General features: G+C 60.8%; 24 protein-coding genes. 13 read left to right on the forward strand and 11 right to left on the reverse strand.

The window, feature by feature from the left end; translation table 11 throughout:
* Nucleotides 1-31: 31 nt before the first annotated feature.
* From DCO48_RS07405 to DCO48_RS07420, 4 genes are all read right to left on the reverse strand, one after another.
* Nucleotides 32-2,293 carry an ATP-dependent DNA helicase gene (locus tag DCO48_RS07405; RefSeq protein ID WP_116549943.1) on the reverse strand — a complete coding sequence of 754 codons (2,262 nt, stop codon included), beginning with the start codon at nucleotides 2,291-2,293 and terminating at the stop codon, nucleotides 32-34.
* Nucleotides 2,290-3,942, reverse strand: coding sequence for a VRR-NUC domain-containing protein (locus DCO48_RS07410; protein WP_116549944.1), 1,653 nt, complete (start codon nucleotides 3,940-3,942; stop codon nucleotides 2,290-2,292). The genes DCO48_RS07405 and DCO48_RS07410 overlap by 4 nt, the downstream gene beginning before the upstream one ends.
* 70 nt (nucleotides 3,943-4,012) lie before the next feature.
* Nucleotides 4,013-5,395: a hypothetical protein gene (locus tag DCO48_RS07415; RefSeq protein WP_133247596.1), complete on the reverse strand. Its 1,383-nt coding sequence runs from the start codon at nucleotides 5,393-5,395 to the stop codon at nucleotides 4,013-4,015.
* 253 nt (nucleotides 5,396-5,648) lie between these two features.
* Nucleotides 5,649-6,671, reverse strand: a complete 1,023-nt coding sequence (locus tag DCO48_RS07420; RefSeq protein WP_116549946.1) for a zinc-dependent alcohol dehydrogenase family protein — start codon at nucleotides 6,669-6,671, stop codon at nucleotides 5,649-5,651.
* Nucleotides 6,672-6,894: 223 nt separating this feature from the next.
* Between DCO48_RS07420 and DCO48_RS07425 the strand changes: the two genes are divergently transcribed.
* Entirely contained in the window at nucleotides 6,895-7,809 is a 915-nt protein-coding gene (locus tag DCO48_RS07425; RefSeq protein WP_116549947.1) for a LysR family transcriptional regulator, read from the forward strand.
* A 190-nt stretch (nucleotides 7,810-7,999) separates the two neighbouring features.
* Here the strand turns inward: DCO48_RS07425 and DCO48_RS22580 are convergent, their stop codons facing one another.
* The 4 genes from DCO48_RS22580 to DCO48_RS07435 all read right to left on the reverse strand — a co-directional run bounded on the left by DCO48_RS22580 (nucleotide 8,000) and on the right by DCO48_RS07435 (nucleotide 10,652).
* Nucleotides 8,000-8,467: a hypothetical protein gene (locus DCO48_RS22580; protein ID WP_133247597.1), complete on the reverse strand. Its 468-nt coding sequence runs from the start codon at nucleotides 8,465-8,467 to the stop codon at nucleotides 8,000-8,002.
* A gap of 343 nt (nucleotides 8,468-8,810) precedes the next feature.
* Nucleotides 8,811-9,464, reverse strand: coding sequence for a DUF4272 domain-containing protein (locus DCO48_RS07430; protein ID WP_165840744.1), 654 nt, complete (start codon nucleotides 9,462-9,464; stop codon nucleotides 8,811-8,813).
* The gene (locus DCO48_RS22700; protein ID WP_165840745.1) at nucleotides 9,436-9,972 is read right to left on the reverse strand and encodes a hypothetical protein; all 537 of its coding nucleotides are present in this window, start codon (nucleotides 9,970-9,972) and stop codon (nucleotides 9,436-9,438) included. The genes DCO48_RS07430 and DCO48_RS22700 overlap by 29 nt, the downstream gene beginning before the upstream one ends.
* A gap of 77 nt (nucleotides 9,973-10,049) precedes the next feature.
* On the reverse strand, nucleotides 10,050-10,652 hold the full coding sequence (locus DCO48_RS07435; protein WP_133247598.1) for a hypothetical protein: 603 nt from the start codon (nucleotides 10,650-10,652) through the stop codon (nucleotides 10,050-10,052).
* Between the two features lie 22 nt (nucleotides 10,653-10,674).
* Here DCO48_RS07435 and DCO48_RS07440 point away from each other — a divergent pair, with 22 nt between their 5' ends.
* The 4 genes from DCO48_RS07440 (at nucleotide 10,675) to arsJ (ending at nucleotide 14,222) form a co-directional block, all read left to right on the forward strand.
* Nucleotides 10,675-11,124 carry a type II toxin-antitoxin system YhaV family toxin gene (locus DCO48_RS07440; RefSeq protein WP_256583998.1) on the forward strand — a complete coding sequence of 150 codons (450 nt, stop codon included), beginning with the start codon at nucleotides 10,675-10,677 and terminating at the stop codon, nucleotides 11,122-11,124.
* A 313-nt stretch (nucleotides 11,125-11,437) separates the two neighbouring features.
* Entirely contained in the window at nucleotides 11,438-11,794 is a 357-nt protein-coding gene (locus DCO48_RS07445; protein WP_116549950.1) for a metalloregulator ArsR/SmtB family transcription factor, read from the forward strand.
* A gap of 202 nt (nucleotides 11,795-11,996) precedes the next feature.
* The gene (locus DCO48_RS07450; RefSeq protein ID WP_116549951.1) at nucleotides 11,997-13,001 is read left to right on the forward strand and encodes an ArsJ-associated glyceraldehyde-3-phosphate dehydrogenase; all 1,005 of its coding nucleotides are present in this window, start codon (nucleotides 11,997-11,999) and stop codon (nucleotides 12,999-13,001) included.
* A 9-nt stretch (nucleotides 13,002-13,010) separates the two neighbouring features.
* Nucleotides 13,011-14,222 carry an organoarsenical effux MFS transporter ArsJ gene (arsJ, locus tag DCO48_RS07455; RefSeq protein ID WP_116549952.1) on the forward strand — a complete coding sequence of 404 codons (1,212 nt, stop codon included), beginning with the start codon at nucleotides 13,011-13,013 and terminating at the stop codon, nucleotides 14,220-14,222.
* A gap of 15 nt (nucleotides 14,223-14,237) precedes the next feature.
* Here the strand turns inward: arsJ and DCO48_RS07460 are convergent, their stop codons facing one another.
* Nucleotides 14,238-15,692 carry a TrkH family potassium uptake protein gene (locus tag DCO48_RS07460; protein WP_116549953.1) on the reverse strand — a complete coding sequence of 485 codons (1,455 nt, stop codon included), beginning with the start codon at nucleotides 15,690-15,692 and terminating at the stop codon, nucleotides 14,238-14,240.
* A 288-nt stretch (nucleotides 15,693-15,980) separates the two neighbouring features.
* On the opposite strand from DCO48_RS07460, the gene DCO48_RS07465 reads away from it, so the two are divergent.
* From DCO48_RS07465 to DCO48_RS07500, 8 genes are all read left to right on the forward strand, one after another.
* The gene (locus tag DCO48_RS07465) at nucleotides 15,981-16,658 is read left to right on the forward strand and encodes a thermostable hemolysin (protein WP_116549954.1); all 678 of its coding nucleotides are present in this window, start codon (nucleotides 15,981-15,983) and stop codon (nucleotides 16,656-16,658) included.
* Nucleotides 16,648-18,129 carry an AMP-binding protein gene (locus tag DCO48_RS07470; RefSeq protein WP_116549955.1) on the forward strand — a complete coding sequence of 494 codons (1,482 nt, stop codon included), beginning with the start codon at nucleotides 16,648-16,650 and terminating at the stop codon, nucleotides 18,127-18,129. Before DCO48_RS07465 ends, DCO48_RS07470 begins: the two co-directional genes overlap by 11 nt.
* Nucleotides 18,126-18,800: a TenA family transcriptional regulator gene (locus tag DCO48_RS07475; RefSeq protein ID WP_116549956.1), complete on the forward strand. Its 675-nt coding sequence runs from the start codon at nucleotides 18,126-18,128 to the stop codon at nucleotides 18,798-18,800. The genes DCO48_RS07470 and DCO48_RS07475 overlap by 4 nt, the downstream gene beginning before the upstream one ends.
* Nucleotides 18,787-19,596, forward strand: coding sequence for an SDR family oxidoreductase (locus DCO48_RS07480; protein ID WP_116549957.1), 810 nt, complete (start codon nucleotides 18,787-18,789; stop codon nucleotides 19,594-19,596). The genes DCO48_RS07475 and DCO48_RS07480 overlap by 14 nt, the downstream gene beginning before the upstream one ends.
* Nucleotides 19,593-20,237 (forward strand): tetratricopeptide repeat protein, encoded by a 645-nt coding sequence (locus DCO48_RS07485; protein ID WP_116549958.1) that lies wholly within the window; start codon nucleotides 19,593-19,595, stop codon nucleotides 20,235-20,237. Before DCO48_RS07480 ends, DCO48_RS07485 begins: the two co-directional genes overlap by 4 nt.
* A gap of 11 nt (nucleotides 20,238-20,248) precedes the next feature.
* Nucleotides 20,249-20,911 carry a response regulator gene (locus tag DCO48_RS07490; protein ID WP_116549959.1) on the forward strand — a complete coding sequence of 221 codons (663 nt, stop codon included), beginning with the start codon at nucleotides 20,249-20,251 and terminating at the stop codon, nucleotides 20,909-20,911.
* Nucleotides 20,908-22,272: an ATP-binding protein gene (locus DCO48_RS07495; RefSeq protein WP_116549960.1), complete on the forward strand. Its 1,365-nt coding sequence runs from the start codon at nucleotides 20,908-20,910 to the stop codon at nucleotides 22,270-22,272. The genes DCO48_RS07490 and DCO48_RS07495 overlap by 4 nt, the downstream gene beginning before the upstream one ends.
* Nucleotides 22,273-22,353: 81 nt before the next feature.
* Nucleotides 22,354-22,926 carry a GNAT family N-acetyltransferase gene (locus tag DCO48_RS07500; protein ID WP_116550015.1) on the forward strand — a complete coding sequence of 191 codons (573 nt, stop codon included), beginning with the start codon at nucleotides 22,354-22,356 and terminating at the stop codon, nucleotides 22,924-22,926.
* Here the strand turns inward: DCO48_RS07500 and DCO48_RS07505 are convergent.
* A complete protein-coding gene (locus tag DCO48_RS07505; protein ID WP_133247599.1) occupies nucleotides 22,915-23,568 on the reverse strand; it encodes a hypothetical protein in 654 nt (217 codons plus the stop codon). The two genes, DCO48_RS07500 and DCO48_RS07505, sit on opposite strands and share 12 nt — an antisense overlap.
* A gap of 103 nt (nucleotides 23,569-23,671) precedes the next feature.
* Nucleotides 23,672-24,589 (reverse strand): universal stress protein, encoded by a 918-nt coding sequence (locus tag DCO48_RS07510; protein ID WP_116549962.1) that lies wholly within the window; start codon nucleotides 24,587-24,589, stop codon nucleotides 23,672-23,674.
* Nucleotides 24,590-24,684 lie beyond the last annotated feature (95 nt).

The raw sequence follows: 24,684 nt of genomic DNA on the forward strand, positions 1-24,684 counted from the left end.
CAACGCGATGGCCTTACACGCTCGGCGACGACTATTTGAATTGCGGTGCCCACCAGCCGGGAAACAGGCCCCGCACCTTGGCTTCGGCAAAGCGATCGTCGATCAGCAGCAGCGTGCCACGGTCCTCGCAGCCGCGAATCACCCGGCCGGCGGCCTGCACCACTTTCTGCACGCCTGGATACAGGTAGGTGTAGTCAAAGCCGGCGCTGAACAGCCGGCCCATGCGCTGCTTGAGCTGCTCGTTCACCGGGTTCACCTGCGGCAGCCCGAGCGTCGCCACGAATGCACCGATCAAGCGGGTGCCGGGCAAGTCGACACCCTCGGCAAATGCCCCGCCCAGCACGGCAAAGCCGACCCCGCAACCGTTCTCGACAAAGCGGGCGAGAAAGCCTTCGCGTTGCGCTTCGTCCATCCCCGAGGCCTGCGCCCACTGGGGTATGCCCGGATGCGCCTGGGCAAGCAGTTGCGCCACCTGCTGCAGGTAATCGAAGCTGCTGAAAAACGCCAGGTAGTTACCCGGCGCCTGCTGGTACTGCTCGGCGATCAGCGCCACGATTGGTGCCAACGACGCCTGCCGGTGCTGGTAGCGCGTCGACACATTGCCGATCACCCGCACCTGCAACTGCTCGGCCGCAAACGGCGACGCGACTTCCAGCCAGGCATGATCGGCCGGCATGCCAAGCAGGTCGGCGTAATAGCGCCGCGGGCTGAGTGTTGCCGAAAACAGGATCGCGCTGCGCGCCGCCGCCAGCCGCGGCCCGATCAGCGGCGCCGGCACCACATTGCGCAGGCACAGCGTGGCCAGGCTGCGCCGCCCGCCCCCCTCGCGCTTGCTGATATCGAACAGGAAGTGCTCGTCGAACAGCTCGCTGATGCGCAGGAACTGCAAGGCATTGAAGTAGAACTGCAACAGCTCCGGCTCAATGCTTTCCGGGGTTTGATTGAGCTTGTCCTGGACCAGGCCGACGCAGCGCTGCAAGGCCTTGAGGAATGCCTCGGGCACGCCGTCGACAACCTTGTAGGGGGTGCGCTGCTCCTTGTGCAAGGCGTTCCACTGCCGGTTGAGGGTTTGCAGGGCACTGGCCATGCCGGCCGGGGGCTGCTTGCGCAGCGCCTGCAACTGCCACTGATCGAGGCTGGCGCTGTACATCTGGCGGGCCCGCTCGACCAGGTTGTGCGCCTCGTCCACCAGCACCGCCAGGCGCCATTGGTTGGCCTGTGCCAGGCCGAAAAGCAAGGCGCTCTGGTCGAAATAATAGTTGTAGTCGGCCACCAGCACGTCGACCCAGCGCGTCATCTCCTGCGCCAGGTAATACGGGCAGACCCGATGCGCCAGAGCCACCTCGCGCACGGCATGCCGGTCGAGCAGCGCCACCTGCATCGCGGTTGCGCGCGCCGCCGGCAGGCGATCATAGAAACCCTTCGCCAGCGGGCAGGCATCGCCATGACAGGCGTTACCCGGGTACTCGCAGGCTTTGTCGCGCGCAACCAGTTCCAGGCTGCGCAAGGCCAACGGCGGTTGCCCGTGCATGAGCTGGCGCAGCGCGTCCAGCGCCAGCGCGCGGCCGGGGGTTTTGGCGGTGAGGAACAGGACCTTGTCCAGTTGCTGCGGCAGCATTGCCTTGAGCAGCGGGAACAGCGTGCCTAGGGTTTTACCGATGCCGGTGGTGGCCTGTGCCATCAGGCAGCGGCCGGTACTGACGGCCTTGTACACGGTTTCGGCCAGTTCGCGCTGGCCACGACGAAAGCCTGCATAGGGGAAGCCTAGCGCCTGCAAGCCACTATTGCGCAGGCCCTGACGTTGCACCTGGGCCTCGGCCCAGTGCAGGAATGCGGCGCACTGCTGATTGAAGAAGGCTTCCAGCTCGGCCGCGCTGTGCCGGGCCTCGATCAGCGTTTCGCGGTCGCTGTCGACGTCGAGGTAGACCAGCGCGAGGGTGATCTGCTCCAACTGGCGCGCCTGGCACAGTAGCCAGCCATAGATCCGCGCCTGCGCCCAGTGTAACTGGCGATGGTTGTCCGGTTGCTTGCCAAGGTCGCCACGGTAGGTCTTGATTTCTTCCAGGCGATTGGCGGCCACTGCATAACCGTCGGCGCGGCCGCGCACCTGCAGGCTAGCAAAGTGCCCTTCGAGCGCGACCTCGGCCTCATAGTCGTCACCCCGCCGCGCCACCACCCGGCGATGCCCGGCGATTCCTTCCTGAGCCGTCGGCGATGGCGTGAAGCGCAGGTCGAGGTCGCCGACCTTGGCGGTGAACTCACACAGCGCGCGTACCGCCACCCGATAACTCATGCCTCGGCCGCCTGCCATTGCACGTGACAGACTTCCACCGGCAGGCCGTGGGCGGCGCAGAAGTCGATCCAGCGCAGTTGGTTGTCTTGCAAGCGGTCGCCGGGGCCTTTGACCTCGATCATCCGGTAACGCCGCTCGGCCGGCCAGAACTGGATCAGGTCGGGCATGCCGGCGCGGTTGGCGCGGATGTCCTCCAGCAGGCGTTCGAAGCAGTGCCTGAGGTGCTGCGCCGGCAAGCAGTCGAGGGCTTGTTCCAGCAGTTCGGCATCGAGCAGTTCCCAGAACACGAACGGCGATTGCAGGCCGTGCTTGGCGGCAAAGTTGGCGCGAATGGTCTGCCGGTAGCGGCCGTCGTCGAGCTGGCCAAGGCACGCGGCGAACAGCTCGCTGCGGCGGCTGTGGAAGCCACTGTCGTGCAGGTCCTGCGGACCACTCTGGAACGGATGGAAGAACGCCCCAGGCAGCGGCGCGAAGATCGCCTGCCAGCAGAGCAGCCCGAACAGGCTGTTGAACAGCGTGTTTTCCACGTAGTGCACCGGCCCCCGCGCGTCACTCAGGTGCACCTGCACCGCGCGCTCGACGCCGAGCTCGGCCAGTTCGCGCGGCAGGCATAGATCCAGCCGGCTGACCGCGACCGCGGCCCGGCGTGGCTGCGCCGGCCCTCCCTGCTTACGCCGCAAGCGCGGCAGGATGCGCGCCAGGGCCTGGGCTTCGGCAGGGTTATGCGGCGCCTGCGCGGCGCTTTCGGCCAGCTGCAGCGCGGTATCGAGCTGGTCGCTGCGCTCCAGCACGCGAATATGCCGCTCGCGGGCCTGCGGGTGTCGGCTACGCGGGTACAGGCGCAAGGCCTGCTCCCAATCACCGAGGCGCTCGCAATGCTGGCCAAGCTGGAACAGCAGGCGATCGTGACGGCGTTGCAACCAGGGGTTGTCGGTTTCCAGGCCATCGAGCAGTGCCAGCACCTCGGCCAGCGGCGCGCCGGCCGCCAGTTGCTCGCTGCTGGCATGCAAGACCATGAAGCAATCAATGTCGGCACGCTCGCGCAGGGCCCGCGAATCGGCGCTGAAATCCACTTGTTCGAAACGCAGCAGGCCAAGGTCGGCAAGCACGAACTCGGACCAGTCCTGATATAGATTGCCGAAGAACAGCAAGCGCAGGCGGTCGCACAGTGCCTGCAGGCGCAAGGCATACACCGGCTCGCCGCAGGCCGGCCACCATGCCTGCAGCGGCTGAACCTCAGGGCACTGCCCCTGCAATTGTTCGAACAATTCACGCTTGGCTGCCCGTGGCCGGCTCAGGCGGTCGGCGAAACAGGCGCTGAGTTCGTCCCTGCGCAGCACCTGGAACACCTGCTCAAGGTTCAATGGCCAGGCATCGTCGACCCAGCCTGCCGCCAGCAAGGGGGCCACGGCCGGCTCGAGCGCGCCGATCTCCTGATACACCAGCTTGCTCGGGCGGAACAGCTGCCCCTTGCGCATGACCATCCGCACCAGCAGCGCCTGGGACACGGCCGGCATCGCGAGAAACTGCACAATGAATGCCTGTTCGTCGGCAGCGAGCAGGTCGGCGTAACGCGCCTGAATCCACAGCAGCACCTGCCGGAAGTTGTACAGGTAATAGAACGGGTCGGTGACGGAATGGGCAATCACTGCGAGCTAACCGAAGGCGATAAAGCACTGGTTATACATACAGACACGACCCGTTGGCAACCGCAGAAGATCAGCGGTCGGCCGGCCGCCGCTTGGCTTTGCGCCGGTACAGCATCTGCAGGTTTTCCATGGACAGGCCGCTGGTGGCTTCCAGCCATTCCTTAATCCAATGCGCCGCGTCCCGCCCCTGCAAGGCCCGGATCATCCCCGGCAGGCTATCGCGCTGGTTGGGATGGCAGCGGCGCAGGAACAGTTCGAGGTTGCGCCCCTGCTCGATAAACGGTGCGTAAAGCAGGCACACCAATTGGCCCTCGCTCAGGTCGAAGGCCTGCACGGCCAGCTCGCTGGCCAGATAGCGCAGGCGCTCGGCGGCGTTGTCGCGCTGGTGCTCGCACTGCAGCATCGCCGCCAGCGAACTGGGTATTGGCCGCATCCGCGGCAGCTGCTGCGCCTGGTTCACGTACGCGTCGATGCCCTCGGCATAGCTGCACAGCTCGACGAACGCCGCACGCAACCCGTGCAAATGCGCCACCAGTAACGGATTGCCGCCGATTGCCTCGTCGAAACCGAAGGCGTGGTTGTCGTAGCGCAGGCCAAGCAGGGTTTCGAGCAAGTCACGCTGACCACGCTCCGGTTCGATCAACAGGTCATCGATGGCGACGAACCGTGGCGCACGGTGTGGCAGCTCGCCGGTAAGCGGCCGGATCGGCTCGCCCAGCACCTGGGTGAGGTGGTTGTGGCGCAGCACGGCAAAGGTCTGGAACATTGCCGCCGGCGACGCTTCGACTGGCTGCATACCGGCCAGCCCGGCCTCGCGCAGCATGCGCCGGCCCCAGGCCAGGTAGCGTTTGCGCTTGCGCTGCGGCACAACATTGATCACCGCGTCGACGCCACCGTCATAGCTGCTGCCAAGCCGATGCAGATCGGCGAGTTCAAGGTAGCAGCGGTTGAGGAACGTTTGCCGGGTTTGCCCGGCGGTCAGGTGCCCGACGATCAGCATGTCGAGCCGCTCGGCCGCCTTCTGGCCGGCAGAAACCGGCTCGCGGGCATCGAACAGGTGCACTTCGCCATCGTCGACCATCAGCAGTTCAACCCGCGGATCATCGTGCATCATCAACGCGGAAAAGGCCCGTTCGATATTGCCCTGGACGGTTTCCGACACCCCGGCATGGTGCGTCGTCACCACCCGCAGGCGGAACGTGCCCGGCCCGCGCGCAGCGATGCTCAACTGCGCGGCGCGCAGGCAGGCCAGCGCGTAGGCGCTGGTGTGGCCGCCACCGTAGGCGAGCATGACCTTGAAGCCGTCGATTCGCTCCATGCCACCGGCAGCGACCAGTAAACGCTGGATAAGCAGTTGCAAGGAGGCGCGTTGGGCCTGGGACAGCCGCTCGAACAGGCGCTGCAACACCTGCTGGTAAACGTAGTTCATCGCTTGAGTGTGGAATGTACCCATGGTGCTTCCCTGTAGTGCCGGTCACGAGGACAAAAGGACAGCGGCCACGTCAATTGACCCGGCTGCACCTTCACGAAGGATTAACGTGATGTACGGGTAGGAACTTCTCTGTTCCCACCGGCACAACATAGCGCAAGCCAACGCGTTATTCCGCCGCAAACAGCTAGGAAATGCCCTAAAGCTGAGTAGGAAATTTCTATAAAAAAACCCGAAGACTGAGTTCGGGTTTTTCAACGTGTTGCCGCTACGGGTGTCAGGCCTCTGGCATCTCCAGCACCACCCGGCCACCGCACGGGCATTCGTCCATCAATTGATGCGCCTTGACGAATTGGTCGAACGGATACACCTGGACGATCTGCGGGGTGAGCACGCGGTCGGCGGTGAACTGGTTGATGTCACGCAGCGCGCGGTGCAGCGCGACCTGGTCCTGGCTGATCCCCAGCTCCGGTTTGCCGGTGAAGTTGCCGATACAGTGCACGAAGAACTGGATGTTCTTCTGGAACGCCGCACAAGCCGGGAACGGTGTCTGGTTGCCACCCTGCAGACCGTACAGGACCAGGCTGCCGCGCGGCGCCAGCACATCGCCGAGCAGCGACATCTGCGGCCCGCCGAGGCCGTCGAGCACCATGTCGACGCCGCGGTTGTCGGTGTACTTGTTGATCTGCATGAGCAGGTCCTGCTCTTCGGTGACGATCACTTTGTCGGCACCGAGCTTGAGCAGGTTGTCGCGTTCGCTGCTGTCCTTGGTCGCGGCGATCACCTTCAGGCCCAGGGCTTTGCCGAGCTGGACGAAGGCCGGGCCGGCGCAGTGGCTGGCGTCGGTGACCAGTGCGCTCTGCCCGGCGCGGGCGCGAGCCAGGTCGACATAGGCGAAATAGGCGATAAGCAACGGCGTGTAGTGCACGCTGGCCTCGATCGGCGTAAGCAGGTCGGGGTAACGGGTGAGCGCGGTGCGCGGCAGTACGATGACTTCGCCGTACACCGGGTGTTCGTTAGGGCTGGTGGCTGGGAAGCTAGCGACCTTGTCACCGACGGCGAGGTCATCGACACCGTCGCCTACCGCCAGCACCACACCGGCCATCTCGTGGCCAAGGCCAGAGGGCAAACGGGCATGGGACGGGGCCAGGTTCTGCCGCCAGAGCACGTCATACCAGCTGATGCCGATCGCCTGAACGCGTATCTGCACTTCGCCGGCAGCCGGCTGGGGCACGGGTTGCTCTTCGCATTTGAGCACCTCGGCCTGGCCGAACTTATGGAAACGGATCATGCGGGACATCGCAAACCTCGCCAAGTGAACCTTTAATGCCCTGAACTCTATCCGGGCTTTGACGGTTAGACCATCAGTGGCCATTAATAGTCAACATGCCTGTCATTGATTGGTGCTATACGGCACCGATCCTGCCGTACCCTGGCGAACGTCGAAATAATCCGGTGCAGGGTAACAGCCTTTGCCCGTAAGATTCACCCCTGCCCCAATTCTGCCCTGTGAAGCGAAGCCGATGAACCGTAACGACTTGCGTCGCGTCGACCTGAACCTGCTGATCGTCTTCGAGACGCTGATGCATGAGCGCAGCGTAACCCGCGCGGCGGAAAAGCTGTTCCTCGGCCAACCGGCGATCAGTGCCGCGCTGTCGCGCTTGCGTAACCTGTTCGATGACCCGTTGTTCGTGCGCACCGGGCGCAGCATGGAGCCTTCGGCGCGGGCGGTGGAAATTTTCGCCCTGCTCTCGCCGGCGCTGGATTCGATTTCCACAGCGGTCAGCCGTGCCGCCGATTTCGATCCGGCGACCAGCACCGCAGTGTTCCGCATCGGTTTGTCCGACGATGCCGAGTTTGCCCTGCTGCCACAGTTGCTCAAGCGCGTGCGCGCCGAGGCGCCGGGGATCGTGCTGGTGGTACGCCGGGTGAACTACATTCTGATGCCGGCGTTGCTGGCCTCCGGGGAGATCTCGGTGGGCGTCAGCTACACCAGCGATTTGCCCGCCAACGCCAAGCGCAAGGTGCTGCGGCGCAGCAAGCCGAAGTTGTTGCGTGCCGACAGCATGCCGGGCAGCCTCAGCCTCGACGACTTCTGCCAGCGGCCGCATGCGCTGGTGTCGTTTGCCGGGGACTTGAGCGGGTTCATCGATGCCGAGCTGGAAAAGCTCGGGCGCAAACGCCATGTGGTGCTGGCGGTGCCACAGTTCAACGGTTTGAGCAGTTTGCTGGCGGGCACCGACATCATTGCCACCGTGCCGGATTACACCGCCGAAGCGCTGACCGCTGCCGGTGGCTTGCGCGCCGAGGACCCGCCGCTGGAAGTGCAGAGTTTCGAGCTGCACATGGCCTGGCGCGGGTCGCAGGACAACGATCCCGGGGAGCGCTGGTTGCGCTCGCGGATTCAGATGTTCTTTGGGGATCCCGATAGCCTGTGACTGACTTCCACTGAGATCCAAAAACATCAATAAATTCAGCATCTTAATTTAAAATCAAGTCCAATGCCGTCCGTCGTACCCCCCCATTTCCGACGCTCTTGCGGGTATATTTTTGGGTACTTTTTCTGTTTCGAAAAAAAGTACCCGCACATGACGACTTCCCTCCCTACGCCCGCATTACGGCGAAAACTCAGCGATGCTTTCCTGCGTGCCATTGCCGAACCCGGCAAGTCGGCCGACCATGCGCGTCATAAGTGTTAGCCAGGTTGACCTGGGCATCGGAGATGGACTGGGTGGGGCCGTTGGTATTCACTCCCGTCTGGCGAATGATCATCCTCGCGCTTCGGGTGACGACCTGGTTCAGGTCGTTGCAGGTGTATTCGCTGCGCTGATAGCTCCCCAGGGTGGCGCTCGATTGCTCGGAACCGAGGCATCGCTCCGCCGCGTCATAGCTGAGGGTGTAGCCCTTGGCCAGGCATGCCTGGACACCGGCGACCACCTCTCCCCTGTCGAGTAATCCGTCCACCATCATGGCCCGGTCGGTGGCGTCATACTTGAACCAGTTATCGATGACGCTGCGCACCCCGGCATGACTCACGGAATCCAACATCACCCGACGACGGTTGCCGAACTCGTCAAACTGATAGGTGAGTTTCATCGGGATAGTGCTGCCTACCGAGTAAGCAAAGTCATCCCTGTTCTTGCTCAGGTAAAATGTCGATGTCCCCAAGGCTTAAAAATGACCTGCTACTTTGAGGTAGCAGATTCGACGCAAGCTGTTGATGAGAAACGGCCGGCTGGCTACTGCGTTGCTATCGTTGCGAAACGGTGGGTTTTCTGGCAGGAATTTTGAGTCAGATGTAATGAATAAAAGGCCGGCTTCCGCTTATCGGATGCCGGCCTATGTGTTGGCGATTGCGGCGCGACGCCCGTCGGCTAGGCTCACAGAAGATTAATAGTCGGGTATCGCGCCCTACAATTTCACCGTCCGGACATGTAGTTTAAGTGTCAAGAGAAATATCATCCCAATCCACGGAGGAGAACATCCACTCTAACGCCCGGTGTCTTTCCACAATCACATGAGGAGGCACCTTCCCTGGTACTATCCCTCCACCGAGACGAGCATGACTAATCCCCCAATGCAAGCAGTATGCTAAATCAAGTGCAGAAACCATGTCGCTTACCGGAAGTAGTCTTGCTTTTTCACGGAAGCGTCGAGCTGACTCCAAAACTTTGAAATCGGGAAATACAGAAACTAAGTGATTAGGACTGGCCGCTGAAAAATCCAGCGTCGGCAAATAGCCAAGCCCCCATGCAAATGCACACAAGGCTTCAACTTGAACTTGGAATACTTGACTCAACTGAGAACTTGACTTAACAAACTTCAACTCCAAACTTGAAAGACTATCGGTCAGGCTTTCTTTTTCCAACCACGACAATGCTTTATTACGCGGAAAGCCATACGAAACAGCGACCACAACAGAGAGCACCAAGGCTCGATCGATAATTTCCTCCACAGGGCGAATCACCAACTCCTCATCAAGGATCGGTAAAATATCCGCACGAGGGAACCCCAATTTTTCGGAATCCGCTAACGACTTACTTCTGACTTCAAAATAATTCATCTCATTGCCCATAGTAATCTGCAAATCCACCACTGCCGCCACCATGCAAATAATTCTGAAGCGCCGGATCTCTATGAACATTACGACGCAACAACCACATTGAATTCGGGTCCGTTTTAGGATGGTGCCATTCGGTCCCAGGTGGATTCAACAAGCCACTCCTAGCCGACTCCATATAACTCAGCACAGCTACACCAAATTCATTATTTTCTCTACCAGCGAAGTCTAAATCAGCTCTGAGCTGATCCGCAAAGTTCCTATTGGCTCTTGCTCTATGCGCAGAACGTGAGGAACCAGAAATAGGTGACTCAGCAAGTACTTCGAAGAATGGCCCACTCCCTGCGTTGTTTTTAACAAGACTAGCATCGGCACCATTTAAAGCCATACCATCAACAGATACGAGAGTCTCTCTCAAAGAAAGTCTTTCAGTCAATGACGAAGTAGTCCGCACGACGCCCTGTGTGATTGATGCCCCCGTCTTCGCTAAACCTACGCCCCCGAAAAGACCGAGACCAAAGCGGAAGGTATCCTCAGCCATCTGTGCGGGGCCAGTGGCGGCCAGATAATTTGAGGAAGCCCGAGCAGCACCGTAGAACGTATCACGGGGATGCTCTATTACATATCTCGCAATGGAGCCCGTGCATTACACATGTATTCTGAGGCACGCTCCAGCAACGTGGCTGAATGCAGCTCGCTCCCTGAGTACCTTCCATACTTGAATGCATAATTATCACCAGTTGGCGATGAAAGAACATTGAACCACCCTGCATCCCGAAGCTGCGTAATGAGCCAAGAGTCATGCAACCCCGCCTCAATGTCCCCAATGGAGGCAAACAGAGGTTTATCGTTAAAGTACTCTTTGCCAACTCGCTTGTACTCCCCCTCAAATTCGTCATGCATACGCGACGAACCTTCTGCGGGTTTAGCTTTGGCGTCACTGCCATTCATTCCAACGATGTAGTCTGCTAGCGCATTACCAAACGCATCCACCGCCACCTGCCCATAATCTGGCCGGCCACCACCAAACCACTTGTCCGTCATCCAAGCAGAAGCGTGCGCACTCACCTGCCCACGCACCACACTCCCAATCGCGCCGGGATCCCCATACAAATTCCCCGCGATCGCCGAACCAAGCGCCGATGCCGCCATGCCTTTCCAACTGAACGACGTTTCCAGGCCAACTACCTTGCTGCCAACATAGTTGCTGGCATAGATCACAGCCCCCTGCGCGGCATAGTTTATGGTTCCCCCAACGGCTTGGCTGGCGATACTGGAAGTAGCACTGGACACAAGCGGTGCAGCCAGGCTCACCACGCCGGCGGTAAATGTCGTGACCGCGGCCTGCTTGAGGGAGATACCGCAGGAAAAGCTGATGTTTCGGGCATTGAGCCATCTGATCCTGGAGGCTGTGCCTGCCGATCCGGGCCGTGATGAGTTCCGCCAAGGTAATACGCTGGGCACCGCCTACCGACATTGGCGCCGTGCAAAAATCGGCAGGCGCTTTCGGCTGTTCTTTCGCTATGACTCAAGGTCCAAGGTCATCGTCTATGCATGGGTCAACGACGAAAATACTCTGCGCTCCGCAGGCAGCAAATCCGATCCCTACATGCTGGGCCGCGGCAACCCTCCGGATGACTGGGATGCGCTGACTGCTGCAACGCGTAGCGACTGGGACGAGCCCAAAGCATAAATTGCGCAAGTGGGTGTGGGATTGCACGTTCGAAACCGATCCCTCCTCGTCGCATCCACTGGAATCCACTCGTAGCGGCTGTTGAAAGGGGTACATCTGTGGGTACAAATCCAATTTCCCGTTCATAACCTTTTGATTTACATGAATTTTCAAATGTTCTTCGACGACCCTGACAGCCTGTAGGCGAGACGCCTTCGCTAACGCTATACGTCTTTACAAGCTTGCGATACATATGAAAATCCGTATATTTGAAAAACCATATGCATGCAGCACACCTCGCCGCAGTCGCGCCGACTAGACACTGAGCACCGTTATGAGCGACTCACTGACACCGACCAAGGTTTTCAAATCCCTCGCCGACGAGAACCGCATTCTGATGATGCTGCTGATCGCTCGCGAGCAGGAGCTGTGCGTCTGTGAACTGATCTGTGCCCTGGAAGAAAGCCAGCCCAAGGTTTCACGCCACCTCGCACAACTTCGCACGTGCGGCTTGCTCGCAGACCGTCGACAGGGCCAATGGGTCTACTACCGGCTGCATCCAGAGCTTCCCGCGTGGGTACGCGAGGTCCTGGTAACGACACTGCAAGCCAACCACGAGTGGCTGAACACCAGCGCCAAACGGCTGGACGCCATGGGTGACCGGCCACTGCGCCTCGCCACCTGCTGCTGATCTCTTAGCGGATGCGCTGAATCGTTCTGGTCGGCGTTGCCTTGTGGCGCAAACGGCGCGGGTTCGCTCAGCCATCGACTGCCTTACCCCGGGCCTGGAACCATGACCGAGCGCCTTCTCCCCCACCCACATCGACAGCGAACGAAACGTGTCAATCAGCAATCCCTCTGCCCCTCTCCAAGCGCACCCTGAGACCAAGAACATGGCAATCAAAGTAGGTATTAATGGGTTTGGACGTATAGGCCGCTTGGCGCTGCGGGCGTCCTGGCACTGGCCGGAATTCGAATTCGTACAGATCAACGACCCCGCCGGCGATGCCGAGACCCATGCCCACCTGATCAACTTCGACTCGGTCCACGGCCGCTGGCACCGGGAAGCTCGTGCTGAGGGCGATGTGGTGGTGATCGAGGGCAAGCGCATTAAGGTCACCGCCAACAAGGCCATCGCCGACACCGACTGGTCGGGCTGCGACCTGGTCATCGAAGCCAGCGGCAAGATGAAATCGGTAGCGGTGCTCCAAGCCTATCTGGATCAGGGCGTCAAACGGGTGGTGGTCTGCGCTCCAGTGAAGGAGAAAGGCGCACTGAACGTGGTAATGGGCGTCAATCAGCACCTGTTCGACCCGGCGCAGCACCCCATTGTCACCGCCGCCTCCTGCACCACCAACTGCCTGGCCCCGGTGGTCAAGGTGATTCATGAGAACCTGGGCATCCGCCACGGCTCGATCACTACCCTCCACGACCTGACCAATACCCAGAGCATCCTCGATACGCCGCACAAGGACCTGCGCCGCGCTCGTGCTTCGGGTATGAGCCTGATCCCGACCACCACGGGTTCGGCTACTGCGATCGCCGAGATCTTCCCCGAGCTGCGCGGCAAGCTGAATGGTCACGCGGTGCGCGTACCGCTGGCCAACGCCTCGCTGACCGACTGTGTGTTCGAGGTCGCACGTCAGACGACGGCCGAAGAGGTCAACGCGCTGCTGAAAGCGGCTGCCGATGGACCGCTGAGGGAGATCCTGGGCTATGAAGAGCGTCCACTGGTCTCCATCGACTACCGCAGCGATCCGCGCTCCTCGATCATCGATGCGCTGTCGACGCTGGTGGTCAATGGAACTCAAGTGAAAGTCTACGCCTGGTACGACAATGAGTGGGGGTATGCCAACCGTGCGGTGGAGCTGGCCCGACTGGTGGGTACGGCGGAGTAAACGGCGATCATGAAGGCATTGTCAGCCCTGTCTGCGCAAGTGCGTCAGTACCTGCTGGTTACCGGCAACTACTGGGCCTTCACCCTCACCGACGGCGCATTGCGCATGCTGGTGGTACTGCACTTCCATTCGCTGGGCTACACGCCGCTGCAGATCGCGGCGCTGTTCCTGTTCTACGAAGTGTTCGGCGTGATCACCAACCTGGTGGGCGGCTACCTCGGCGCCCGCCTGGGACTCAACCGCACCATGAACATCGGCCTGGGCATGCAGGTGCTGGCCTTGCTCATGCTCACGGTACCGGCAGCCTGGCTGACAGTGCCGTGGGTGATGGCCGCCCAGGCACTGTCCGGCATCGCCAAGGACCTGAACAAGATGAGCGCCAAGAGCGCCATCAAGCTCATGGTACCGGATAGCCAACAAGGCACGCTCTACACCTGGGTCGCCATCCTCACAGGCTCCAAAAATGCACTCAAAGGTGTGGGATTTTTCCTCGGCGGAGCACTGCTCGCGTTGCTCGGCTTCACCCTGGCGGTGCTGGCTATGGCAGCAGTACTGGCTCTGATCTGGGGCGGCAGTTTGCTGCTGCTGAAAAAGGACCTGGGCAAGGCCAAGGCCAAACCCAAGTTCCGCGACATGCTGTCCAAGAGCCGGGCCATCAACATCCTCTCAGCTGCGCGACTTTTTCTTTTTGGTGCCCGCGACGTCTGGTTCGTCGTCGCGCTGCCGGTGTACCTGAGCAGCGCGTTTGGCTGGGACTTCTGGTTGGTCGGTGGCTTCTTGGCCGCGTGGATCATTGGCTACGGCATCGTCCAGTCGTTTGCTCCTCACATCACCGGCAAGAAACGCGGTCATGTGCCCGACGGCCGAGCGGCCTTCATCTGGGCGCTCGCCCTGGCTGGACTGCCTGCGCTGATTGCCGTGGGCCTGTCGGCAGGCTGGTCGGCGCAGGTGGTGCTGCTCGGTGGGTTGATGCTGTTCGGCGTGCTGTTCGCGGTGAACTCATCGCTGCACAGCTACCTGATTGTCAGCTATGCCAAGGAAGACGGCGTCTCCCTGGACGTAGGCTTCTACTACATGTCCAACGCCCTGGGACGCTTGCTCGGCACGCTGCTCTCGGGCTGGGTCTTTCAAGACTATGGCCTGGCGGCCTGTTTGTGGATATCCAGCATTTTTGTGGTGGCGGCCGCACTCATCTCGATCGCCCTGCCCAGGCACACTTAAGCCGCTTCGACTGAACTAGTAGCGCCAAAACGCCGGCGCAATCAGGACCAGCACCGTCAGGATCTCCAATCGCCCAAGGAGCATCCCGACGGTCAGTAGCCATTTCGCGGCATCGGGCAGCGTCGAAAAATTACCGGCAGGCCCGATAATCGAACCCAACCCCGGCCCAACGTTGCACACCGCAGTAGCGGCCCCGCTCAACGCCGTCGTCCAATCCAGCCCGATCAAGGCCAACCCCAAGGCGATCGCCGCGATGGTAATGCTGAAGAAAAACGAGAAGGTCAACAATGACCGCACAATCTCTTCGTCAATCGGGTGACCGTTGTACTTTTTCTGGATCACTGCACGGGGATGGATCAACTGTTTCAAGCTGCTCACAAGCAAAGCAATCGCGACCTGGAAACGAAAGATTTTCAGCCCTCCCGCGGTCGATCCCGAACAGCCCCCGACAAAGGTCAGGTAGAAGAACAACAACGCCGCAAAACTGCCCCACAACGTGTAATCGCCTAAGGCAATCCCCGTGGTCGTCACAACAGAGGTGACATTCACCGCCACGATCCGGAAGGCATCCCACCAACTGTGCTCACTGTTAAGGGATAGCCAGGTTCCGACCAACAGCCAGGTGACAAGCAGAAAACCGATGAAGCCACGAACCTGGTGATCCATCAGTAGCGCACGCCGGTGGCCACGGAGTGTTGCCACGTACAAGGTGAAAGGCAGGCTACCCACAATCATGACAATCACCGCCACCCAATGAATCGCAGGCTGCGTCCAATGCCCAAGCGAGGCGTCCGAGGTTGAAAAGCCACCCGTAGAAATCAACGACATGGCGTGGTTAACGGCTTCGAACGGCGTCATCCCTGCGGCCCAGAGGGCCAGTGCGCCAAGTGCGGTAAGCCCGAGATAGAAAAGCAGGATGTACTTGGCCGCCACATGCGAACGCGGCGTTACCTTCTCTGACCAGTCGGAGGACTCTGTCTGAAACAGTCGCATCCCCCCTACGCGAAGCAGCGGGAGGATGGCCACGGCCATGCCGATAAATCCAATGCCACCCAGCCAATGCAACATCGAACGCCAGATCAACAGCCCCGGCGACGCTGTATCCAACCCCGTCAGGACGGTTGAACCGGTAGTGGTAATGCCGGACATCGTTTCAAAGAACGCATCGGTGTAACCGATGCGGCTGATCAGTACCATCGGCAATGCGGCGAAGGCGCACACCACCAGCCAACTGCACGTCGTCAGCAGGTACATATCCCTGGGGCGCAACTGAGCGGTTTCCGGGCGCCCACGCGCAATCAACAACAGCCCGCTTACAAAGGTAATCAAACTCGACCAGAGAAACGCGGAAAGATCATCGCTGCGCTCATAGACCACCAGCGTAATCATGGGAATCGCCATGCTCACCGCCAGCGTGATCAGAAAAATACCCAGTATGAAACTGATAAGCCGCACTGCTGCCAGAGACATCACCGTAACCTATGAAATGAGCGCGGCGCAGTATCAGCCGTTCGCTTCCCGGGACCCATAAAATTTACGTAAAATTTCAGCGATTTAGGCATTCCCTGCATTTACGTGCCGAACAAATCTGTGAATCTGGCACCCCCAGGTACGCAGCAGTACCGTGCTGTTTTACCGCTGAGCATAGCCACCTGCCCGCACCACCCGGCACCTGCCCAAGCAGCTGTTCCACCTTCAGACTGCGTTAAGAATTCCCTCGGATACTTCGCCTCAGGCTACCTAGGAGGCGATCTGCCCATGCCCCATTTCGACTGGAATACCCCCCTACCCTTGCGTTTTGGGCAGGCAGACTCGCCCCACATGACACTGGAAAGCGCCGCGCCGGGTGACGCCCAGCGATCGGCTTTCGAAACATTCATCGTGCAACGCTTTCGCAAGGCCCACGGCGCGCGGATCCGGCTGTTCATGCCGCAGCTGTTTGGCATGTCCAACAGCGCTGGCGAACTCTGTGCTGTCGCCGGGGTGCGCCTGGCACAGGAGGAACCGCTGTTTCTGGAAAACTACCTGGACCAGCCCATCGAGCCATTGATCAGCGCAACGGCGCAATACCCGGTAGACCGCGCCCAGATCGTCGAGGTCGGCAATCTTGCCGCCAGCGATACCGGCAGTGCACGACTGAGCATCATTGCCATCACCTATCTGTTGGCCATGGGCGGCCTTGAATGGGTGGCGTTCACCGGCAACGTCGGACTGGTCAACAGTTTCCACCGGCTGGGGCTCAAGCCGGTCACCCTGTGCGAAGCCAATCCAGACCGGCTGGGTGACGAGCGGCACAGCTGGGGCAGTTACTACGAGAGCAAGCCCTGGGTGCACGTGGGCAACATTCGTGCAGGTTTCACGCACTTGAGCAACGCCGGAATGTTCACCCGGCTGGGCCTGCCATCTTCACCGGAGGGCACCAGCCATGTCGCCTGAGCTTGATGAATTCCAGCAGATCCTGCGCAGCCATGCTGAACGCAATCCACACACGATCGCACTCTGGGACGATCAGCTAAAGCTCGATTACGCGATGTTGTACGCCGAAGTGCTCAAGCGCCAGCAACAGTTGCAGGATGAGCACATACAGGTCCTGGCCCTGGCGCTCGATAACAGTGCCGAGGCCATTCTCTGGGATCTTGCCGCGCTGTTCGAAGGCCTGGTGTGCGTTACCCTTCCGCCGTTCTTCAGCCCGGCACAACGCGCTCACTGCCTGGCGCAGAGTCAGGCGCAAAGGGTCATTGCGCCACCGCAGCTTGACGCCGAGTTGCTCGCCATGGGCTATGAAAAGTGCGGCGAGTTCTGGTGCCGGACATTTACCGGGCCCTGCCGGATGCCCGTCGGTACGGCCAAACTGACCTTCACCTCGGGCACGACCGGGACGCCCAAGGGCGTATGCCTTGGTGCCGCCAGCCTGTTGCGCGTGGCGCGCGAACTGCATCACGCCAGCAAATCCTCTGCCCCCGGGCATCACCTGGCATTACTGCCCCTGGCCATCCTGCTGGAAAACCTCGGGTGCTACGCGGCGCTGTTTGCCGGCGCCACGCTGAGCGTGCCAAGCCAGAAAACCCTTGGTATCGAAGGCGCCAGCGGCGTCGATGCCCAGCGCCTGCTCCAGTGCCTTGCCAGTCGTGCGCCCGAGAGCCTGATCCTGGTGCCGCAATTGCTGCAACTGTTGGTCGGCGCCGCCGAACAGCACGCTTTTTCACCCCAATCATTGCGTTTTGCTGCCGTGGGTGGTGCGCGCGTTTCGCTTGACTTGCTACAACGGGCCCAGCGTGCCGGCGTGCCGGTCTACGAAGGTTACGGGCTGTCCGAATGTGCCTCGGTGGTGTGCCTGAACAGACCAGGCGCACACCGCCTGGGGAGTGTTGGCAAACCCCTGCCGCATGTCCAGGTACGCCTGGCCGAGGATGGTGAGGTACTGATCAAGGGGTCTGCCCTGCTCGGCTATCTGGGTGAGGCTGCCGTTACCGATCCCTGGTGGCCGAGCGGCGATCTTGGGGAGCTCGACGCAGAGGGCTTTCTATACCTCAAAGGCCGCAAGAAGCATCAGTTTGTCACCAGTTTCGGGCGCAACGTCAACCCGGAGTGGGTGGAAGCCGAGCTCACGCAGCGGCGCCACATCGCCCAGGCGTTCGTCTACGGCGAATCGCTACCTTACAACCACGCGCTGCTATGGCCCTATCGACCGGACTGTACCGACGCCGAACTGGCGAATGCCGTGGCACAAGCCAACGATGCTTTGCCCGACTATGCCCGTGTCCACCGCTGGACTCGCCTGCCCAGCCCGTTCACCGCCGCCAATGGCCTGCTCACGGCCAATGGCCGTCCGCGCCGTGAGGCCATCCTTGCGATGTATCACGCGCAACTGACCGAAGCCGCCGTACCCGAGGAGTCTGCACCATGAGTTTTTTCGACACCCTTCAAGATGCAACGCAGCAGCAACGCCAGGAGCTGTTCAATGTGCCAATCATTGTCGACGCACTGGCAGGCAAGGTCAGCCTTGAAGGCTACCGGGAGTTCCTGGCACAAGCCTATTACCACGTACGGCACACGGTGCCGCTGATGATGGCCTGCGGCGCGCGCCTGCCCAGCCGCCTTGAATGGCTGCGCAAAGCCGTGTGCGAGTACATCGAAGAAGAATATGGCCATGAACAGTGGGTGCTCAACGACATCGCTGCCTGCGGCGGTGACCGGGATGCGGTACGCGACGGCCAGCCTTCCTTGCCTATCGAGTTGATGGTGAGCTTTTTGTACGACCTGATTGCCCGCGGCAACCCCGTCGGGCTGTTTGGCATGGTCAACGTGCTGGAAGGCACCAGTATCGCCCTGGCCACCCACGCGGCTGGCAGTATCCGCCAGCGCCTGGCGCTGCCAGCAAGTGCCTTCAGCTACCTAAGCTCCCACGGCTCACTGGACATCGAGCATATGCAGACCTATCGCAAGCTGATGAACCAGCTGGAAGACCCGGCCGATCAGGCGGCGGTCATCCATGCCTCGAACGTGGTGTACCGGCTCTACACCGACATGTTCCGAGGCCTGCCGCGAGACGCGGAGGTTCACCATGCGGCTGCATGATGCACGTGTGGTACTGACCGGTGCCAGCGGTGGCATCGGCCAGGCCATTGCCAACCGGCTATGCGCCGCCGGCGCCAAGGTGCTGGCGGTATCACGCCATCAAGAGGCGCTGATGCCGTTGCTTGAGCGCTTTCCCCGGAACCTGTCCTGGGTGGCCGCCGACCTGACCCAGAACGCAGATCGACGCAAGGTGCTGGCCGCCGTCCAGGCCAGAGGCGGTATCGACTTGCTGATCAATGCTGCCGGGATCAACCACTTCGCCATGCTCGAACAACTGGAAGATCACGAGATCGACGCACTGTTGAGTGTCAACATCAGCGCACCGATCTGCCTGACCAAGTTGCTGCTGCCGTTGCTCAAGCAGGCCGATAGCGCCAGGGTGGTCAACGTTGGCTCAACCTATGGCTCGATCGGCTACCCAGGCTACGCCAGTTACTGTGCCAGTAAATTTGCCCTGCGCGGTTTTTCCGAAGCCCTGCGCCGCGAACTTGCCGACACCCGGGTCGGCGTTCTCTACGTTGCACCGCGTGCCACCCACACCTCGATGAACAGCCCGGCCGCCCAGGCGCTCAACCATGCGCTCAATGCCAGTGTCGATGATCCCCAGGCAGTCGCCGCGGCCGTGATCCACGCCATTGCCGATGACCGTACCACGCTGTACCTGGGCTGGCCGGAGCGCTTTTTCGTGCGTCTGAACAGCCTGCTCCCCAATCTGGTGGATCGCAGCCTGCGCAAACAGCTGCCGCTGATCCGTCGCCTGAGCACCAAAACCGACAATGAGCACCTCAAACCATGAAGAACTTTACTGCCTGCCTGCTGCTCGGCGCGTTGAGCCAAAGTGTCTGGGCGCTCGACAACGCTGACCAGCAACGGCTTAATGACATCCAGCAACGCTGGGCGCACATTCAGTATGAAGTGCCAGAACCCCAACGTGTCGCGGCGTTCGCGCAGTTGGCTAACCAGGCCTCGTCGTTCACCCATGATCGACCGGCGCTGGCTGAGGCGTGGATCTGGTCCGGTATCGTCACCAGCAGTTGGGCCGGGGCCCAGGGTGGGCTTGGCGCCCTTGGCAAGGTCAAGGACGCCAAGGGCAATCTGGAAAAGGCCCTGAGCCTGGACCCCACGGCCTTGCAAGGTTCGGCCTATACCAGCCTTGCGGCACTGTATGACCGGGTGCCCGGTTGGCCGATCGGCTTTGGCGATGCCGACAAGGCCGAGCAACTGCTGCAGAAAGCGTTGAAGCTGAACCCCAACGGCATCGATAGCCTATATTTCTGGGGTGATCACCTTTACCGTGAAAAGCGTTACCCCGAAGCCCGAGCTGCGCTACAAAAGGCCCTGGAAGCGGTCCCACGCCCAGGTCGGGAAAGTGCTGATGCCGGGCGGCGCAAAGAGATCTCCGCCCTGCTGGCGGACGTCAACAAAAAAATCGACTGACAGGAGTCCGCGTGCGTTTATTACTGATCGAGGATGACATCGCCCTCGGCGAGGGCGTTCATCAGGCGCTGGAACGCGAGGGCTACACCGTCGACTGGCTCAAGGACGGCAGCAGTGCCCTGCACGCCATGCTCAGCGAAACGTTCGACCTGGCCGTACTCGACCTTGGCTTGCCACGCATGGACGGGCTCGAAGTGCTGCGGCGTTTACGCGACACTGGCGCCAAGCTGCCCGTGCTGATTCTCACGGCGCGCGACGCCACGGAAGACCGCATCGCCGGGCTCGATGCCGGTGCCGACGACTACCTGATCAAACCATTCGACCTGGCCGAGTTGAAGGCGCGCCTGCGCGCATTGCTACGCCGCAGCGCCGGGCGCGCGCAACTGCTGATCGAACACGCCGGGATCAGCTTGAACCCCGGTACGCAACAGGTCAGCTATCAAGGCCTGCCGGTAGCACTGACGCCCAAGGAATACCAGTTACTGCATGAGCTGTTGTCACCTCCCGGACGGGTGATGACCCGCGATCAACTGACGCAATTGTTGTATGGCTGGAACGAAGAGGCTGAAAGCAACACCCTTGAGGTCCACATCCATCACCTGCGCAAGAAGATCTCGACCGACCTGATCCGTACCGTTCGCGGCGTCGGGTATCTGGTGGAGGAGCGTCGATGACGTCAATCCGACGTCGCACCCTCACCCTGATCATCGGCCTGATGTTCCTCGGCTTCGCCGTGATCAGTGCCCTCAACCTTCACGACAGCAACCACGAAATTGCCGAAGTCTACGATGCACAACTGGCACAAAACGCCAGGCTGTTGCAGGGCGTGATGCGGATGCCGCTGGCCAACAAGGAATATGCCCAGCTGTATGGCGCGTTCAACTCGGCGCTGGCCGAAGCGGTGCCCAAGATCGACGGTCACCCCTATGAAAGCAAGATCGCCTTCCAGGTCTGGAACAGCGACGGCGCGATTCTGGTGCACACCGTTAGCGCCCCTACGCTGTCGGCAGCCCCGTTCAAAGCCGGCTTCAGCGATGTCGTGGATGTGAACAATCGTTATTGGCGCGCGTTCGCTCTGGAAGACAAGCAGAACGGTATGCGCATCTGGGTGGGCGAGCGCGACGATGTCCGCGACGACCTGGTCGCCCGTATCGTACGCCATACCTTGTGGCCCAACGTGCTCGGCAGCCTGATCCTTGCCGCCATGATCTGGTTTGCCATCGGCTGGGGGCTCAAGCCCCTGGCGGACATGGCCGCCACCCTTCGCGCCCGGCACAGCGGTGCGCTGGAACCCCTGCAACTGACGCCCCTGCCCAGCGAACTGGAACCGATGCAGGCGGCGCTCAACCGTATGCTGGCGCAGATTCAGGAAGTGCTCGGCCGCGAGCGGCGCTTCATTGCCGACGCGGCGCACGAAATGCGCACCCCGTTGGCGGTGCTGAAGGTGCATGCACAGAACTTGATGGAGGCCCAATCCGATGAAAGTCGCCGCGAATCACTGGCGCACCTGATTGCCGGGGTGGACCGTACCAGCCGACTGGTCAATCAATTGCTGACCCTGGCCCGTATCGAACCGCAGACGGCGACACCGATGCCATCGCCCAGCGATCTTGCCGCCATCGTTCGCGACAGCCTCGCCCAATTGACCCCCTGGGTATTGAGCAAAGGCCTTGAACTGGCGTTCGACGTCGACCCTGGCGTATACCCACTGAGGGCTGATCCGACCGTCATTAACATCGCACTGAACAACCTGGTGACCAACGCCGCCAATTTTTCGCCCGCTCAGGGGCTGATCACCGTACGCCTGAAAAAATATGCCGATCGCTACCGACTGGCGGTGGAAGACGAAGGCCCGGGCATCGAGGAGTCTGAGCGTAGTCGGCTGTTGGAGCGTTTCTACAGTCGCGGAAACGACCAGGGCGCAGGATTGGGGCTGGCGATCGTGAAGCGCATCGCGGACCGGTTGGGCGGCCAGATAACACTTGAAAATCGCCCCCAGGGTGGGACGTGTGCAACATTGGAGCTGTGCGTTTGACCTGCATCAAGCAGGGGGCGCCGGACAGGTGTAGATAAAGAAGGGTGCGTTATGCCCCTCTCTCCCCTCGGAGTAAATCCCATGGCACCTGTTCAATCCACCGTTCAATTCCCGTCCAGCCCTGCCTTTGCGCCTGAAGCAGGCGAGCACTGGATAGAGCCGCTGAAGGATGGCGGACACGTTCTGATCAGGCCATTGCGTGCAGAAGACCGTGAGCGTGAGCGAGCCTTCATCATGCGGCTCTCACCCGAGTCGCGGCATTTTCGCTTCCTCGCTCAGATCAAGGAGCCTGGAGAAGCCCTGCTTGATCAACTGATGACCATCGACCAGCGTCAGCATATGGCGTATGTCGCATTGGCCCATGTCGATGGCGAACTGCAGGAGGTGGGGATCAGCCGCTATGCCGCATGCACCGACCCTGGCGAATGTGAGTGCGCAGTCACCATCGATGATCAATGGCAACATCGCGGCCTGGGTTCGTTGCTGCTTGGCCACCTGATCGACAAAGCACGGGCCAATGGTTTCAATACGCTGTATTCGATTGACGCTGCCGCCAATACGGCAATGCGCGAACTGGCCCGCGAGCTGGGTTTCTCGACGTCCCGAGACCCCGACGACAGCTGCCAGGTCATCCATCGTCTTTCATTGGTTTGATGCGGCTTGCGGGGTGGAAAACTGCCCCGCTGGCAGCACGCGATTCAGGCACTGTTGCTCGTCCTCTGCGGTAATGCCCTGAAAATCAGTGACCTCCAGGACGGAGGTATTGAACAGGGCGAGCCGCCCTACGCCATTTCTGTCCAGAAACAGTTCCGACAGGCACATGCACAGCGACGACGCGGCAGCGATGGGGCGCCCTCCGGCTCCCGGCAACCCAAGTTGGTCATTGAGGTGGGTCTCACACGCCGCAACGATGGTGCGCACTGATCGGGCGGCAAAATACAGGGTGGTCGGGTAACCCACCCCTACGGCTATCAGCAAACACAATGCAAGATTCGATTCCTTGGCCCAGGTTGTAAGGCGCTCCAGCGCCAGCCGCCCTCCTGAACTATTCGAACTGAATATCGCTTTGCCCACCCGCAGGGTGTAACGGTGTTGCACAACAATGCCTACGGCCAGGCTGATGGCAGCAAACCCCAGCAGGATCCACGGCTTGGCGATAACCAGCGCGGCAATGCCGTCGAATGCGGTTGCCAACGACACCCACACGACAAAACTGATGACCGTCACGATGATGACGAAGCTGCCGCGTGGTCTTTCGAACCAGGCCGTGAGTTTCTGTTTACGGGTGTCGTTCATCAGCATGCCCCTTTGCCTGCGAACCTGCCTGACGCCAACGGCTGGAGCAGGTACTGACTACGGGTAACCGTACCTATTGCACCCAGCAAGGTGGCGGCATGATTCAGCTCTCCATCGGTGGCTGGATGGCGATGGGAGAAGCCGGGCCAACGGCCAGCACCGCGCAATGCCCAGCGCTCACGGTCCGCTCAGTCGTGTCGCCGAGCAGTTTACCCAGCCCTTTGGGTTGCACCACGCCCATGACCACCACATCCGCTGCCAATGCACGCACCCGCTCAGCAATCACCGCCACCGGAGCACCTTCCATAAAGTGGCGACACTGCGCGGCCACACCGTAGGCATCGGCCAACTCGTCAAACGGCTCACGTAACGCCGCTACGTACTCCTCAACCCAATCAAGCGCGACGCTGGTATCCGCCACAAACGCGGGCGCAATGGCGTAGGCACATACGAGGTGCAACTGGGCATCGCACTGCAACGCCATCGCGATAGCGGCGCGGACGATGGTGTGATTGAAGTCGTGCTGTTGTGCCGAAAGCGAGGTATCAACCGCCGCCAGGATCATCGTGGGCAAAGGCGTACACCCCGCCGGGACGAGATGAACCGGTACCGGGCTGGCCCTTACCAGCTGTGCATCGAAGGACCCGCCAAACACCCGGCGTAACGCGGAGACAACTTCAGTGTCTTTGATCACCATGTCGGGCCTGAGCTCAAGCAGGCAATCGAGCACGGCCGCTAACGGATCTTCGGCCTGTACTGCCTGGCCAGTGGTACGGCCGTGATCGGCGCGTAAACACTGCACTGTCTCGTTCAGCCGGGTACGGTAGTGTGAGAACTGGTCGGCGATCTGTTGATCAATCTCCTGTTCCTCACGCCAGTTGCTCAGTCCCTGAGGTTCAAACACGCCTAGCACATGCAAACCTGCGCCCGTCGCTTTGGCCAGGGCCCTGGCGCGGTGCGCGGCAGGAGAAGCCAGCTCGACATCCTGTGCCAGCAACAGCAGTTGTCGGTACTGACTCATCGCACACCTCCACATCTGTTATCGCCGGGTGCCCGGAAACACCGTTCAGGTCTGTAATTCTGTGCGTTGAGCGGGCAGCGGACTTGATGCAGGTC

This window comes from Pseudomonas sp. SDI, assembly GCF_003105155.1.
In the GTDB taxonomy this organism is placed as follows: domain Bacteria; phylum Pseudomonadota; class Gammaproteobacteria; order Pseudomonadales; family Pseudomonadaceae; genus Aquipseudomonas.

Coding starts and splice junctions, on each gene's coding strand:
- DCO48_RS07405 (WP_116549943.1), bottom strand. CDS start 2,293: ATGAGTTATCGGGTGGCGGTACGCGCGCTGTGTGAGTTCACCGCCAAG.
- DCO48_RS07415 (WP_133247596.1), bottom strand. CDS start 5,395: ATGGGTACATTCCACACTCAAGCGATGAACTACGTTTACCAGCAGGTG.
- DCO48_RS07420 (WP_116549946.1), bottom strand. CDS start 6,671: ATGTCCCGCATGATCCGTTTCCATAAGTTCGGCCAGGCCGAGGTGCTC.
- DCO48_RS07425 (WP_116549947.1), top strand. CDS start 6,895: ATGAACCGTAACGACTTGCGTCGCGTCGACCTGAACCTGCTGATCGTC.
- DCO48_RS22580 (WP_133247597.1), bottom strand. CDS start 8,467: ATGAAACTCACCTATCAGTTTGACGAGTTCGGCAACCGTCGTCGGGTG.
- DCO48_RS22700 (WP_165840745.1), bottom strand. CDS start 9,972: ATGGCTGAGGATACCTTCCGCTTTGGTCTCGGTCTTTTCGGGGGCGTA.
- DCO48_RS07440 (WP_256583998.1), top strand. CDS start 10,675: ATGGTTCCCCCAACGGCTTGGCTGGCGATACTGGAAGTAGCACTGGAC.
- DCO48_RS07445 (WP_116549950.1), top strand. CDS start 11,438: ATGAGCGACTCACTGACACCGACCAAGGTTTTCAAATCCCTCGCCGAC.
- DCO48_RS07450 (WP_116549951.1), top strand. CDS start 11,997: ATGGCAATCAAAGTAGGTATTAATGGGTTTGGACGTATAGGCCGCTTG.
- arsJ (WP_116549952.1), top strand. CDS start 13,011: ATGAAGGCATTGTCAGCCCTGTCTGCGCAAGTGCGTCAGTACCTGCTG.
- DCO48_RS07460 (WP_116549953.1), bottom strand. CDS start 15,692: ATGTCTCTGGCAGCAGTGCGGCTTATCAGTTTCATACTGGGTATTTTT.
- DCO48_RS07465 (WP_116549954.1), top strand. CDS start 15,981: ATGCCCCATTTCGACTGGAATACCCCCCTACCCTTGCGTTTTGGGCAG.
- DCO48_RS07470 (WP_116549955.1), top strand. CDS start 16,648: ATGTCGCCTGAGCTTGATGAATTCCAGCAGATCCTGCGCAGCCATGCT.
- DCO48_RS07475 (WP_116549956.1), top strand. CDS start 18,126: ATGAGTTTTTTCGACACCCTTCAAGATGCAACGCAGCAGCAACGCCAG.
- DCO48_RS07480 (WP_116549957.1), top strand. CDS start 18,787: ATGCGGCTGCATGATGCACGTGTGGTACTGACCGGTGCCAGCGGTGGC.
- DCO48_RS07485 (WP_116549958.1), top strand. CDS start 19,593: ATGAAGAACTTTACTGCCTGCCTGCTGCTCGGCGCGTTGAGCCAAAGT.
- DCO48_RS07495 (WP_116549960.1), top strand. CDS start 20,908: ATGACGTCAATCCGACGTCGCACCCTCACCCTGATCATCGGCCTGATG.
- DCO48_RS07500 (WP_116550015.1), top strand. CDS start 22,354: ATGGCACCTGTTCAATCCACCGTTCAATTCCCGTCCAGCCCTGCCTTT.
- DCO48_RS07505 (WP_133247599.1), bottom strand. CDS start 23,568: ATGAACGACACCCGTAAACAGAAACTCACGGCCTGGTTCGAAAGACCA.
- DCO48_RS07510 (WP_116549962.1), bottom strand. CDS start 24,589: ATGAGTCAGTACCGACAACTGCTGTTGCTGGCACAGGATGTCGAGCTG.